The organism is Arenimonas sp. SCN 70-307, from assembly GCF_001724815.1.
Classification (GTDB): domain Bacteria; phylum Pseudomonadota; class Gammaproteobacteria; order Xanthomonadales; family Xanthomonadaceae; genus Arenimonas.
On sequence record NZ_MEDO01000014.1, the window covers coordinates 561,509 to 574,756 of the forward strand.

Below are 13,248 nucleotides of genomic sequence, written 5' to 3' on the forward strand. Positions count from 1 at the left end.
GACCATGCGCCATTGGTTCGCCGCCGCCCTGGCCGCGGCGATGCTCTTCGGGGCATCGCCGCGCGCCACTGCGTCCCCGGCCTTCGAGGCCATGCTGCGCCAGGCCGAGGCCGTGCGCAGCGCCGACCCGCAGCAGTTCAACGCGCTGCTGGGCGAACTCAACGCCAGCGTCGGCTCGGCGTCCCAGCGCCAGCGCGACGAGCTGGCCTACCTCAAGGCCTACCAGCTCTCCTATTCGGGCCGCTTCGACCTGGGCATCGAGGCGGCGCGCGAGCTCTTCGACCGCTCCGAGGACGCCAGCGTGCGCTTCCGCGCGGCCGCGCTGATGGTCAATTCCCTGGCCGTCACGCGCGACTTCGCCCAGGGCGTGCGCTACATGAACGAGATGCTCGCCCTGATCGACCAGATCGAGGACCCCGAGCTTCGCCACCACGGCTGGGCCGCGGCCGGCACCATCAGCAACTTCGTCGGCCGCCACGAGGACGGCCAGCGTTTCGCCGAGCTCATGCTCGCCGACCAGCCGAACCCGCGCACCGCCTGCTTTGCCGGCGCGCTGCTGCTTGAATCCCTGTTCGGCCAGCGCAAGCTGGCCGACCGCCCGGACTTCATGGCCGGGCAGATCGACCGCTGCATCGCCGCCGGCGAGCCGGTGATGACCAATTACGCACGCGCCTACCAGGCGCGCGTGATGTCCTGGCACGGCGACCGCAACGAGGCGGCGGCGCTGCTGCTGCGCCACCTGCCGGAGATCGAGGCGACGCGTTATCCGTCGCTGATCGGCTTCGTCTATTCCACCCTGGCCGAAATCGCCTTCTCGGGAGGCGACTACGCGCAGGCGGACAACTTCGCCCGCCGCTCCATCGCCCAGGCCTCCGGCATGGGCAACTCCGCCGCGCTGGTGGCCGCGCACCGCGTGCTCTACGAAGTGGCCCTGCAGCGCGGCGACAACGCCGCGGCGCTGGCCCACCACATCAACTTCGCCGCCGCCGACAAGGCCTACCTCGACGAAGTCTCGGCGCGCGCCCTGGCCTACCAGCAGGTGATGGCGGAGACCCGCGAGAAGGAGCAGGCGATCGAACTGCTCAACCGCGAGAACCAGCTGCTGCAGCTGCGCGAGCAGGCCTCGTCGCTGTCGGCGCGCAACAACCAGCTGCTGCTGGCGCTGCTGGCGGTGATGCTGGGCGCGCTGGGCGTCTGGACCTGGCGCACGCGGCGCTCGCAGCAGCTGTTCCGGCGCCTGGCCGAAACCGACGCGCTGACCGGCATCCCCAACCGCCTCAGTTTCAGCCGCCGCGCCGAGGAAGCGCTCACGCTCAGCCAGCGCAACCAGGAGGAGGTGGGCCTGGTGATGTTCGACCTCGACGAGTTCAAGTCCATCAACGACCGCTTCGGCCACGCCACCGGCGACTGGGTGCTGCGTGAAGTGGCGCGCGCCTGCAGCGAAGTCTGCCGGCGCCACGACATCCTCGGCCGCCTCGGCGGCGAGGAATTCGCCTTCCTGCTGGTGGGCTGCGACCTGGCTTCGTCGGTGGCGCTGGCGCAGGCCTGCCGCAAGCGCATCGCCGCCATCGACACCTCGGGCACCGGCCAGGCCTTCACCGTCACGGCGAGTTTCGGCGTGGCCGGCACCCGCGCCTGCGGCCATGACTTCCTGACCCTGCTCAGCCGCGCCGACGACGCGCTCTACCAGGCCAAGCACGCCGGCCGCGACCGCGTACGCACGCACGGCGCGGGCGATCTCGCGCTGGACGCCGCGGCAACGAACTAACCCGGCCGCTTCGGCCACTTCACTTTTTTACACGATGGCCGCGGCGGGACCTGGCCGCGGCGCGCATGGGCGCGCGTTGGATTTTCCACCGGAGGCATTCAGCGCGCGTTTCGTGCCGGCGTCACGTTTTGCCTGGGAACTGTGACTGCCCACAAATCCAAACCGTGCTGCATCGCCGGTTTCGTCTGGAAGTGTGCGTGGGTTCCCACAGTGGGCAAGTGTGATCCGTGGCGCATCAATCACTTACACCGCTTCCTAGACTGCTCTCCAACGGCCACGCACTCCCCCGATGCGGCCGGAACGCCAGCGGAGCAGGACCATGAACATCGATCGCAAGCACGGCCCCGGCAAGTCCTTCCGCCTCGCGGCGCTTTGTGCGCTGGCCCTCGCGTTCGCGCAGCCGGCCCTGGCCCAGGGCGAGTTCGCCAGCGCGCAGCCGCAGGCGAAGGTGTCGGCCTCGGCGACGGTTTCGTTCCGCATCGTGGTGCGCGAGACGGTGCGCATGGACGCCCAGGCGCTGGTGGCCAACGTCGCGCCGCGCGACCTGCGCTCGCCGCCGCAGCAGCGCCAGGTCGACCTGCTCGACGGCATGCAGCGGGTCACGCTCGCCCGGCCCTGAGCCACGCCATAATCGGGCGGCCCGCAACGGAGCCGCCCATGCCCCATCCGCTTCCCGCATCGAACCGGCTGCGCCTGCGTGAACTGCACGCCGGCGACGCAGTCGCGATGCTCGCCCTGCTCAACGATCCCGATTTCATAGCCCACATCGGCGACCGCGGCGTGCGCACCGAGGCCCAGGCGCTGGCCTATCTCGAGGCCGGCCCGTTCACCGGCTACCGCGCGCACGGCTACAGCCTGTGGGCCGTGGAGGCCCTGCCCGGCGGCGAGTTCGCCGGCGTGTGCGGCCTGATCCGCCGCGACACCCTGCCCGACCCCGACATCGGCTACGCCTTCCTGCCGGCCTGGCGCGGCCGCGGCCTGGCGGCCGAGGCCGGGCGGCTGGTGCTTGGCCATGCCTTCGAGGTGCTGCGCCTGCCGCGGGTGCTGGCCATCGTCACCGAAACCAATGCCGCCTCGCGCCGCCTGCTCGAGTCGCTGGGCCTGCGTTCGCAGGGTCCGCGCGAAGTGGGCACCGAAACCTTGCTCGTCTACGCCATCGAGGCGCCGGCGCCGGGCGCCTGAAAAGAAACGGGGCGGGTGCCGAAGCACCCACCCCGCGTTTTGCCGATTCGCGCGCGGCTTGCGCGGCGAATCCCGGGCCTCAGGCCGCGGCGTCCTTGAGCTTCTTGAGCGGACGCACCTTCACCTTGACGGTGGCCGGCTTGGCGGCGAACCACTGCTCTTCCTTGGTGAACGGGTTGATGCCCTTGCGCTTGGGCTTGGCCGGCACGTTGACGACGGTGATCTTCAGCAGGCCCGGCAGGGTGAAGCTGCCCGCGCCCTTCTTGGAGACCGAACCGTGCACGGCGCCTTCCAGCGCGGCCATCACGGCGCGCACGTCCTTCGAGGCGACGCCGGTGGACTCGGCGATGTGCGACACCAGGCCCGACTTGGTCAGGGCTTCCTTGATCGGCTTCGGCGCGGCCGGCTTGGCAGCGGCCTTCGGGGCAGCCTTCTTCTTCGCAGCTTTCTTGGTAGCCATTTTTGTTCCCGTGGTTCTGAATTGGGTTTTGGGGTGCCTTGGGATTCCCCTCCGGCACGCTGAATGTAGGGCATGGAACGGCTGCCGCCAAGTGCAAAATCGCTTTAAAACCGGGTTTTTTCACCTGCGCGGACGAATGGTCGCCGCCGGCGTCCGGTCGGGGCCGTCGTTTGCGTATGCCCTGCCACCCCGGTTGGCTATCATCCGGGGCAGCCAATCCACGGAATCCCGCCCATGAGCAACACCCCGCCCGACCGCCTCAGCGTCAATCCCCGCAGCCCGCACTACGACGAGGCGATCCTGGCCCGCGGCATCGGCGTGCGCTTCAACGGCATCGAGCGCAACAACGTCGAGGAATACTGCATTTCCGAGGGCTGGGTGCGGCTGCCGGTGGGCAAGTCGCTCGACCGCCACGGCAACGCCATGACCATGAAGGCCAAGGGCACGGTGGAAGTGTGGTTCCTGGACGCGGCGGACGCCGGTTGAACGGCCTGCACGCGCTCGCGCTGGCGGGCCTGCTGGCGCTGGCCGGGGGCGCGGCGGCCCAGGCGCCGCAGCCGGTGCCGACCCCGGTGCCGGATGCGGTCCTGGAGCTGGTGCGTGCCTCCGACGAGGCCGCCGACGCCGGGGATTTCCGCACCGCGGCCGACCGCCTGGCCGAGGCGCTCGAACACCCCGCGGCAGCCGGGCTCCCGCCAACGATCCAGCGGCGCTTGCACACCCATCTCGGCCGCCATGCCGTCCGGGGCGACGACCTGCCGCGCGGCCTGAAGCACGCGCGCCTGGCCACCGCCTTCGGGGACACCGAGCTCGGCGACTGGATCCTGCGCGCCGTGCTCGCCCGCGACATCGGCCTGCCGGACGAGTCCGCCGACAGCTGGCGCGAGGCCTACCAGCGCTGGCCCGGGCAGGTCCGCCGCCACCATGAGCACAACGTCACCGAGGCCATCTGGGGCACCGACTTCGATTCGCCGGCGCGCTTCGCCCTGCTCAAGGCCCTGCGCGAAGGCGGCTTCGAGTGGGCCTGGACGGGCCCGGCCGACGGCCTGTGGCTGGAGCTGGCGCTGCAGCACCTCGCGCGCGGCGAGCAGGAGGCCGCCCGCGAGATCGTGGCCACCCTCACCGAGCCGCGCATCGTCATCCAGCTGCTGGCCGACCGCCGCTTCGACGCCGTGCGCGACCCCGCCCTGACGCCGGCGGCGCTGCCGCGCCTGGCCCGGCAGCGGGCCGACGACCTGCGCGCCCGCGCCCTGCTCGACGCGAACGTCGTGGGCATCCAGGCCGAGTACGCCTCGGCGCTGCTTATGCTGGGCGAGCACGAGGACGTGGTGGCCCTGGCCGAACAGGTCGCCACGGCCATCGCCGACAGCCCGTTCAAGGGCGACATCTACATCGACCAGCAGGAACAGCTGTCCTGGCTCTACGACCGCGCCGGCGAGGCGCTGGTGCGCCTGGGCCGCAAGGACGAGGCGATCGCCATGTACCGCCGCGCCGCCGGCACGAAGGAGCAAGGCGCGGCCAATGTCAGCCAGGTGCTCAACCTAGCCCACCACCTGGTCAGCGCCGGGCAGCCGCGCGAAGCGCTCGAGCTGGTCGCGTCGGTGGGCAACATGAGTCCGTTCGGACGCATGGTGCTGGTGAGCGTTCAGCACCGGGCGGCGCTGGCCCTGGGCGACGGGCCGGCCGCGGATTCGGCGCTGGCGTACCTCGAACGCAACCGCGGCGACGGCGAGGGCGTGTACACCCAGGCCCTGCTCGACCGCGGCCAGGACGACGCCGCGGCCGCGGCCCTCATCGCGAGCCTCGAGAAGCCCGAAGAGCGCCTCGGCGCACTGTATTCGGTGCAACGCTTCCTTGAATCGGCCTCGCTCGACCCGGACCGCGACGCGCGCCACCGCGCGATGATCGCCCGCGAGGACGTGCAGGCGGCCATCAACCGCCACGGCCGCGCCCTCGACCTGCCGCTGTACGAACCCTGGTGATCCGCCGCCGATGACCGACGCCATCCTGTCCATCCGCGGCCTGGGCAAGACCTACGCCAGCGGCCACGTCGCGCTCAAGTCGGTGGACCTCGACATCCGCCGCGGCGAGATCTTCGCCCTGCTCGGCCCCAACGGCGCCGGCAAGACCACGCTGATCTCCATCGTCTGCGGCATCGTCAACGCCAGCCGCGGCACGGTGCTGGCCGACGGCCACGACATCGTGCGCGAGTTCCGCCAGGCGCGCTCGAAGATCGGCCTGGTGCCGCAGGAGCTGAGCACCGGCGCCTTCGAGACGGTCTGGGCGACGGTGCGGCTCAGCCGCGGCCTGTTCGGCAAGCCGCGCGACGACGCCCACCTGGAGAAGGTTCTGCGCTCGCTGAGCCTGTGGGACAAGAAGGACAGCAAGATCATGGCGCTATCGGGCGGCATGAAGCGCCGCGTGCTGATCGCCAAGGCGCTGGCGCACGAACCGTCCATCCTGTTCCTGGACGAACCCACCGCCGGCGTGGACGTGGAGCTGCGCCGCGACATGTGGGCGCTGGTGCGCGAGCTGCGCGAGAACGGCACCACCATCATCCTCACCACCCACTACATCGAGGAAGCCGAGGAGATGGCCGACCGCATCGGCGTCATCAACCACGGCGAGCTGGTGGTGGTGGACGAGAAGGACGCGCTGATGCGCAAGCTGGGCCGCAAGGTGCTGACGCTGCAGCTGCAGGCACCGCTGGCGGCGATCCCGGCCGAGCTGGCGGGCCTGCCGCTTTCTCTGTCAGACGACGGGCTGTCGCTGGTGTACACCTTCGACGCCCAGGGCGAGCGCACCGGCATCGCCGGCCTGCTGCGGCGCCTGGGCGAGCACGGCATCGACTTCCGCGACCTGCACACCGAGGAGAGCTCACTCGAGGAAATCTTCGTCAGCCTGGTCGGCCGCGAAAAGCGGGGTGCCGCATGAACTGGCATGCCGTCGGGGCCATCTACCGCTTCGAGATGGCGCGCACCCTGCGCACGCTGGGCGAATCGATCATCTCGCCGGTGCTCACCACCTCGCTCTACTTCGTGGTGTTCGGCGCCGCCATCGGCGCGCGCATGGGCGAAGTGGGCGGCGTGAGCTACGGGGCATTCATCATCCCGGGCCTGATCATGCTCTCGCTGCTCAACGAGTCGATCTCCAACGCCGCCTTCGGCATCTACATGCCCAAGTGGTCGGGCACCATCTACGAGGTGCTGTCGGCGCCGGTGGGTTGGGGCGAGGCGGTGCTGGGCTACGTGGGCGCGGCGGCCAGCAAGTCGGTGGTGCTGGGCCTGCTGATCCTCGTCACCGCGCGCTTCTTCGTCGACTACGAGATCGCCCACCCGCTGGCGATGGCGCTGTTCCTGGTGCTCACCGCGGTGAGCTTCAGCCTGTTCGGCTTCATCATCGGCCTGTGGGCCACCGACTTCCAGAAGCTGCAGGTCATCCCGCTGATGGTGATGACGCCGCTGACCTTCCTGGGCGGCGCCTTCTACTCGATCGACATGCTGCCGCCGGTGTGGCAGAAGATCGCGCTGTTCAACCCGGTGGTGTACCTGATCAGCGGCTTCCGCTGGAGCTTCTTCGGAACCTCGGACGTGGACGTGGTGGTGAGCTTCGCCGCCATCATCGGCTTCCTGCTGGTTTGCCTGCTGGCGGTGCGGGCCATCTTCCTGAGCGGCTGGCGCCTGAAGTCGTGAGGGCGGCGCGAGGGCGGGCGCCCGGCCGGGAGTGAACTGGCGCACGGTTTCGTGACGAAACCGCGTCGGCACCGCTGTTTTTTGCGGAAAAACTGATCCAAGTCACGAACGCGGGCCGTACCCGGGCGCACAGTCCGCGCCATGAACCTTCCGGCCCTGCTCAAGAACCGCATCGGCACTGACGTCCGGCTGGCGATGGTGCTGCTGTTCGCGGCCATCGCGATCGTCGGCATCACGCCGTTCGCGATCGCCCGCGCGCTGCAGGGCGAATGGCTCGCGGCCGTGCTCGACACCGTGGTGCTGGCGGTGATCGCCGGCAACGCCGCCTACGCCTGGCGCACCGGCAACAGCGCCCTGGCCGGCAAGCTCAACGCGGTGGTGGTGTCGCTGGCCTGCGCGGCCCTGGCCGGCGCCCTGGGCCCGGCCGGCCTGTTCTGGACCTACACCATCATCCTGGCCAACTACATGCTCGCCCCGCGCTCGCTGGCCACCGTCTGCGGCGGCGTGCTGCTCGCGGCCGGGCTGCTGCTGGCACCCTTCCCCTCCACCCTGGCGATGGCGGCGTTCGGCGTGAGCGCGCTGCTGGTGATGCTCTACGCCTTCATCTTCGCCAGCCTGACCGAAGTGCAGCGCAAGCTGCTCGAGGGCCTGGCCACCCGCGACCCGCTCACCGGCGTGGCCAACCGCCGCGGCATGGAGATCGACCTGGCCGAAGCGCTGCGCGGCCACCTCGGGCGCGGCGAACCGGCCACCCTGGCGGTGCTGGACCTGGACCATTTCAAGGCGGTCAACGACACCCACGGCCACGACACCGGCGACCGGGTGATCCTGGGCTTCGTCGAGCGCGTGCAGTCGGTGCTGCGCAAGCGCGACCGGCTCTACCGGCTCGGCGGCGAGGAGTTCGTGCTGCTGCTGCCGGGCACCGACCACAGCGGCGCCCGCGCCGCGCTCGAGAAGATCCGCGACGAGGTCCAGGCGGCGCCGCTGGCCGACAACGTGCGCGTGACCACGTCCATCGGCGCCGCCGTGCTCGAAGCCGAGGATGACTGGCCGTGCTGGCTGGCCCGCGCCGACGCCGCGCTCTACCGCGCCAAGGCCGCCGGTCGCGATTGCGTCAGCTTCGACTCCACCCTGGGCGGCCCGGGCGAGCGCCGCCTGCGCCTGGTGCAGGGCCACCCGCTGCCCTGGCCTGGCGGCCCGGCGTAGACTGGGGGCAGCAACCTCCGGGAGCGCCCGCCATGAAGATCCTCATCCCCGTCGATGGCAGCAAGACCGCCGGTGAGGCGGTGAAGTACGCCATCCAGCTCGCCCGCGCCCTGGCCGAGCCGCCCAGCCTGACCCTGCTGCACGCCGACATGCCGCTGATGCGCCGCGTCGCCGCGGAGCTGGGCACCGAGGGCACCCGCAAGTACCACGAGGGCAACCACGAGTACGCGCTCAAGGGCGCGCGCACGGCGCTGCGCCGGGCCAAGCTGGCCTTCAGCGAGAAAGCGGTGGTGGACGACGCCGCGCCGGCAATCATCAAGGCCGCCCAGGCCGGCAAGTACGAGCTGGTGGTGATGGGCTCGCAGGGGCGCACCGCGCTGGGCACGGTGTTCCTGGGCTCGGTGGCGCAGAAGGTGCTCTCGCAGAGCAAGGTGCCGGTGCTGGTGGTGCGCTGAGGCGCGCCGGCTAGGTTCCGCAGAAGGTCTGCGTCACGCGCTGCCCGGCCTCGGGCGGCGCCATGAAGGCTTGCTGCGCCGGGCCGTGGTCGAAGGGCCGGCGCACGGCCGCCAGCATCGCCTCGAAGGGCTGCAGGTCGCCCGCCGCCGCCGCGGCCAGCGCGGCTTCGACGAGATGGTTGCGCGGGATGAGCGCCGGGTTCGCGGCGCGCAGGCCGGCGCGCACCTCGTCCACGCCGCGGCCCTCGCCCGCCAGCCGCGCCTGCCAGCGCGCGCGCCAGGCGTCCATGGCCGGCGTGCGCGGCAGGCCCGCGGGCTCGCCGTCGAGCGCCTCGGCCAGGGCGCGGAAGGACAGCGTGTAGTCGGCCGCCACCGCTTCGAGCGCGGCCAGGAATTCGCGGCCCAGCGCCTCGTCGTCATCGTGTGCCGTGGCCAGGCCCAGCTTGCGGCGCAGGCCGTCCAGCCAGGCGCTGCGGTAGTGGCCGGCGAAGCCTTCGACCACCGCGCGCGCATCGGCCACGCCCTGCTCGCCCTGGCGCTGGAACAGCGGCAGCAGGCATTCGGCCAGCCGCGCCAGGTTCCACTGCGCGATCGGCGGCTGGTTGCCGTAGGCGTAGCGGCCGTGGCGGTCGATGGAGCTGAAGACCTTGGCCGGGTGGTATTCGTCCAGGAAGGCGCAGGGGCCGTAGTCGAGCGTCTCGCCCGAGATGGCCACGTTGTCGGTGTTCATGACGCCGTGGATGAAACCGGCGTGCATCCACGCCGCCACCAGCGCCGCCTGCGCCTGCGAGACCGCGTCGAGCAGGGCCAGGTAGCGGTCGGGTGCGCCCTGCACGCCCGGGTAGTGGCGCGCGATGACGTGGTCGGCCAGCCGGCGCACGTTGGCGTCCTCGCCGCGCGCGGCGAAGTACTGGAAGGTGCCCACGCGCACGTGGCTGGCGGCCACGCGCGTGAGCACGGCGCCGGGCAGGATCTCGTCGCGCACCACCGCTTCGCCGGTGGCCACCGCCGCCAGCGAGCGCGTGGTGGGGATGCCGAGCGCGTGCATGGCTTCGCTCAGCAGGAACTCGCGCAGCACCGGGCCGATGGCGGCGCGGCCGTCGCCGCGGCGCGAAAACGCCGTGGGGCCGGCGCCCTTGAGCTGGATGTCCACGCGGCGGCCATCGGGCGCCAGCCACTCGCCCAAGGCGATGGCGCGGCCATCGCCCAGGCGCGGTACGAAGTGGCCGAACTGGTGGCCGGCATAGGCCAGCGCCACCGGGCGTGCGCCTTCGGGCCAGGCGTTGCCGGAAAACAGCTGCGCGGCGGCGTCGCGCCAGGTTTCCGGCAGCGCCAGCGAAGCCGCCAGCGCGTCGTTCCAGGCCAGCAGGCGGGGCGCCGCCACGGGCGTCGGGCGGGCGTCGGCGGCGAAGTCTTCGCCCAGGCGTGCGTAGGTGTGTTCGAACATGGGCGCAGTATCACCCGGCGACCGTGAAGCCGGGGAAATCCACCACGACGATTGCATGTCTTACAGGCTTGGCACGAAGCGGGCCCCTGTAAAACAAGGGTTTTTTGCTTGGCACGGTTCGTGCGTCATCCCAGGCAGACCCAACGTCGCCTGGAGACGACCATGATCGAGCAAGCCCTCGCCCTTGAACTCCCCTCGCCGCTCGCGCTCCCGCCGGGGCCGGACGGACTGCGCCGTGCGATGCAGGACGTGCTGTCGGTGGAATCCGACTTCGTCGCCAAGTTCCTGCCACTCCAGGGCATGACGCGCATTCCGCCCGGTTTCCCGGCTTTTGCGCAGTGGCACCACGCGCAGGCGGGCGATGAAGATGCGAGCTGGGAAGACGCCGCGCCGGCCTACGCCCTGGCCTGCCTCTCGCATGCGGCCTACGGCGGCACGCTGGACCCGAGCGTGGAGTGGGAGCTGGAGCTGCAGTGGGCCGACCTGGGCACGCTCTCGGCCCTGCCCTGGCCGCAGGCGCGGCGCCGCGTGATGGCGGCCTGGTCCTACCTGTCGGGCGACGACCCGCTGCCGGCCGGCTTCGACGCCGCCATCGAGGCGGCGGAGGACGACGAGGCCGCGCCCGTGCTCGACCTCGAGCTGGTGCCGGCCTTCGTGGTGCTGCGCTGCTCGATGGCGCGGCTGCCGCTGGGCGATTGGCATACGCGCGGCCAGGAACGCTGGCTGCCCACCGACATGCCGGCGCTGTCGCTCGCGGCCAGCCCCGCCCTGGCCGCGCTCGACGCGCTCACCCTGCACGGCTTCGCCGAGGACGAACCGCGCTGCCTGGTGCGCCTGGCCTTCGCGCCGCACCTGATGCACGCGCTCGAGGGCGTGGCCGCCGACGGCGACATGATGACCGTGGCGCGCTGGCGCCGCGAGGTGGCGCGCTGGGCCTCGCAGAATGAATCGGTGCTGCTGCGCGTGCCCAGCCCGATCTGCCCGGGCGAGTACAACCTGCTGGCCAACCCGCGCCACCCCGATATCGGCCGCCTGCAGCGCTTCGACGCGCGGCCGCTGCTGCTCGACCGGCGCAAGGCGCGGCATTGAACGCCGGCTCAGCCCGGAGGATGCAGCAGCTGCCTGACCACGTCCAGGCAGCGCTGCCCGTCGCTCTCGATTTGCTCGAGCACCGGGTCGGGGCCCTCGTGGCCGGCGTGCAGGCTGAGCACCGCGGCGTTCATGAGCAGCGAGTTGAGGAAGTTGCGCACCTGGTGCTCGACCACCAGCAGGGTTTCGCGCGAGAGCGTGACCCACGGGTCGCGCGTGGCCGGCGACCAGCCCACCAGGAAGGGCGCCAGTCCGCCGAGGTAAGTGCCGAGGCGCGCGCGATCGTCGGGCGAGAGGCCGGTGCCGGGCGCGAAGCGAAGGCGCAGCACCAGCCAGCGCAGCGGGCTGCCGGGCAGGTCGAGCGGGAAATCGAACACGGCGCAGCCCTCGGGCGCCGGCGGGCGTTCGCCGGCCGGCACCCAGCGCGCCTCCTCGCAGCCGCGCGCCGCCAGCCAGGCGCGCACCACGGGAGGAAACAGGCGGGCCAGCTCAGGCGCGGTCTCCATCGGCCTCCCCGGCTTCGGCCTCTTCCGCTGCCCCTAGCACCGGCGGCGCGCCCGGCGCGGCCTGGTAGCTGTTGAGCCGGTTGTAGAGCGTCTTGGTGGCGATGCCCAGCACCTGCGCCGCCTTGGACTTGTTGTTGTCGAAGTAGGCCAGCGTCTTGAACAGCATGCGCCGCTCGATTTCGTGCAGCGGCGTGCCGACGGCGAAGGTGATGGTGCTGGCGGTTTCCACCGAGGGCCCGGCTTCGTCCAGCGGCAGGCTGGGCGTGACCAGGTCGCCGTCGGCGAGGATGTAGGCGCGCTGGATGAGGTTCTTGAGCTCGCGGATGTTGCCCGGCCAGCGGTAGCGCAGCAGGCGGTCGGCGCCCTCGCGGGTGAGCACGCGCTGGGTGTCGCAGCGCCGGTTGAGGCGGTCGAGCACCAGCTGGGCGATGGGCAGGATGTCCATGGGCCGCTCGCGCAGCGGCGGCACCGACATCGGGAATTCCGCGAGGCGGTAGTACAGGTCCTCGCGCAGGCGGCCGGCGGCGATGGCCTCGGCATGCGGGCGGTTGGTGGCCGACACCACGCGCACGTCGAGGTGGATGTCCTCGCTGCCGCCGACGCGGCGGATGCGTCGCGCCTCGAGCGCGCGCAGCAGGTGCACCTGCAGGTGCACGGGCATCTCGCCAATTTCATCCAGGAACAGCGTGCCGCCCTGCGCCTGCTCGAACAGGCCGAGGTGGCGCGCATTGGCGCCGGTGAAGCTGCCGCGCTCGTGGCCGAAGAGCTGGCTGGTGAGCAGGTCGGCCGGCACCGCGCCGCAGTTGAAGGCCACGAAGGGCCCGCTGCGCGCGCTCTCGGCATGGATGGCGGCGGCCACCAGTTCCTTGCCGGTGCCACTCTCGCCTTCGATGAACACCGAGGCATCCGTCGGCGCCACGCGGCGCACCTGCCGGCGCACCGCGTCCATCGCCGGCGAGGGCCCGGCCAGGCCGTGCCAGGGTTCGCTGGGTGGCGGCTCCTCCGCGGGCTGGCGGCTGGCGGCGGTTTGCAGCAGGTTTCGGAAGGTGGCGACCTGCAGCGGCTTGACCACGTAGTCCACGATGGGCAGGTGCATAGCCTTGAGCGCCGACTCCACCGTAGGGTGGCCGGTGATGAGGATCACCTGGGTGCGGCCGCCGAGGTCGAGGTGCTCGAGCAGCTCCAGGCCGCTGCCGTCGGGCAGCGAGAGATCGACCAGGGCGACGTCGAAGGCGTGCTCGCGCAGCCGCAGCCGGGCCTGCGCGAGGCTGCCGGCGATGACCACGTCGAAACCCAGGCCGCCGGAAATTTCGGCGGCGGCCCGCACGAAACCCACGTCGTCATCGACGATGAGCAGGACGGGACGATGGGCCATGGCGGCGACCTCCGGAAGTTCCAGTCTGCTCCAACGCAGGCATGCGTTGGCGACAGGCGTCACGTTTC

Annotated in this window: 14 protein-coding genes; 10 read left to right on the forward strand and 4 right to left on the reverse strand. The window is 71.4% G+C overall.

What is annotated here, in order from left to right:
* The first annotated feature begins 4 nt into the window (after positions 1 to 4).
* The 3 genes from ABS41_RS08945 to ABS41_RS08955 all read left to right on the forward strand — a co-directional run bounded on the left by ABS41_RS08945 (position 5) and on the right by ABS41_RS08955 (position 2,950).
* Positions 5 to 1,768, forward strand: a complete 1,764-nt coding sequence (locus ABS41_RS08945; protein ID WP_290593061.1) for a GGDEF domain-containing protein — start codon at positions 5 to 7, stop codon at positions 1,766 to 1,768.
* Positions 1,769 to 2,087: 319 nt separating this feature from the next.
* A complete protein-coding gene (locus ABS41_RS08950; protein ID WP_290593063.1) occupies positions 2,088 to 2,387 on the forward strand; it encodes a hypothetical protein in 300 nt (99 codons plus the stop codon).
* Between the two features lie 38 nt (positions 2,388 to 2,425).
* The gene (locus ABS41_RS08955; protein WP_290593065.1) at positions 2,426 to 2,950 is read left to right on the forward strand and encodes a GNAT family N-acetyltransferase; all 525 of its coding nucleotides are present in this window, start codon (positions 2,426 to 2,428) and stop codon (positions 2,948 to 2,950) included.
* Between the two features lie 79 nt (positions 2,951 to 3,029).
* Here ABS41_RS08955 and ABS41_RS08960 read toward each other — a convergent pair whose 3' ends face one another.
* Entirely contained in the window at positions 3,030 to 3,410 is a 381-nt protein-coding gene (locus tag ABS41_RS08960; protein WP_043803873.1) for an HU family DNA-binding protein, read from the reverse strand.
* A gap of 234 nt (positions 3,411 to 3,644) precedes the next feature.
* On the opposite strand from ABS41_RS08960, the gene ABS41_RS08965 reads away from it, so the two are divergent.
* The 6 genes from ABS41_RS08965 to ABS41_RS08990 all read left to right on the forward strand — a co-directional run bounded on the left by ABS41_RS08965 (position 3,645) and on the right by ABS41_RS08990 (position 8,763).
* Positions 3,645 to 3,896 (forward strand): DUF3297 family protein, encoded by a 252-nt coding sequence (locus tag ABS41_RS08965; RefSeq protein WP_290593068.1) that lies wholly within the window; start codon positions 3,645 to 3,647, stop codon positions 3,894 to 3,896.
* Positions 3,893 to 5,392, forward strand: coding sequence for a hypothetical protein (locus ABS41_RS08970; protein WP_290593070.1), 1,500 nt, complete (start codon positions 3,893 to 3,895; stop codon positions 5,390 to 5,392). The genes ABS41_RS08965 and ABS41_RS08970 overlap by 4 nt, the downstream gene beginning before the upstream one ends.
* 10 nt (positions 5,393 to 5,402) lie before the next feature.
* The gene (locus tag ABS41_RS08975; RefSeq protein WP_290593072.1) at positions 5,403 to 6,344 is read left to right on the forward strand and encodes an ABC transporter ATP-binding protein; all 942 of its coding nucleotides are present in this window, start codon (positions 5,403 to 5,405) and stop codon (positions 6,342 to 6,344) included.
* Positions 6,341 to 7,102, forward strand: coding sequence for an ABC transporter permease (locus ABS41_RS08980; protein WP_290593073.1), 762 nt, complete (start codon positions 6,341 to 6,343; stop codon positions 7,100 to 7,102). Before ABS41_RS08975 ends, ABS41_RS08980 begins: the two co-directional genes overlap by 4 nt.
* A 141-nt stretch (positions 7,103 to 7,243) precedes the next feature.
* A complete protein-coding gene (locus ABS41_RS08985; RefSeq protein ID WP_290593075.1) occupies positions 7,244 to 8,308 on the forward strand; it encodes a GGDEF domain-containing protein in 1,065 nt (354 codons plus the stop codon).
* 32 nt (positions 8,309 to 8,340) lie between these two features.
* Positions 8,341 to 8,763, forward strand: coding sequence for a universal stress protein (locus ABS41_RS08990; RefSeq protein ID WP_290593077.1), 423 nt, complete (start codon positions 8,341 to 8,343; stop codon positions 8,761 to 8,763).
* Positions 8,764 to 8,773: 10 nt separating this feature from the next.
* Here ABS41_RS08990 and ABS41_RS08995 read toward each other — a convergent pair whose 3' ends face one another.
* The gene (locus ABS41_RS08995) at positions 8,774 to 10,210 is read right to left on the reverse strand and encodes a YdiU family protein (RefSeq protein WP_290593079.1); all 1,437 of its coding nucleotides are present in this window, start codon (positions 10,208 to 10,210) and stop codon (positions 8,774 to 8,776) included.
* Between the two features lie 162 nt (positions 10,211 to 10,372).
* Here ABS41_RS08995 and ABS41_RS09000 point away from each other — a divergent pair, with 162 nt between their 5' ends.
* The gene (locus ABS41_RS09000; RefSeq protein ID WP_290593081.1) at positions 10,373 to 11,299 is read left to right on the forward strand and encodes an RES domain-containing protein; all 927 of its coding nucleotides are present in this window, start codon (positions 10,373 to 10,375) and stop codon (positions 11,297 to 11,299) included.
* 8 nt (positions 11,300 to 11,307) lie between these two features.
* Here the strand turns inward: ABS41_RS09000 and ABS41_RS09005 are convergent, their stop codons facing one another.
* The gene (locus tag ABS41_RS09005; protein WP_290593083.1) at positions 11,308 to 11,805 is read right to left on the reverse strand and encodes a hypothetical protein; all 498 of its coding nucleotides are present in this window, start codon (positions 11,803 to 11,805) and stop codon (positions 11,308 to 11,310) included.
* Positions 11,789 to 13,180, reverse strand: a complete 1,392-nt coding sequence (locus tag ABS41_RS09010) for a sigma-54 dependent transcriptional regulator (RefSeq protein ID WP_290593085.1) — start codon at positions 13,178 to 13,180, stop codon at positions 11,789 to 11,791. The genes ABS41_RS09005 and ABS41_RS09010 overlap by 17 nt, the downstream gene beginning before the upstream one ends.
* Between the last annotated feature and the right edge of the window lie 68 nt (positions 13,181 to 13,248).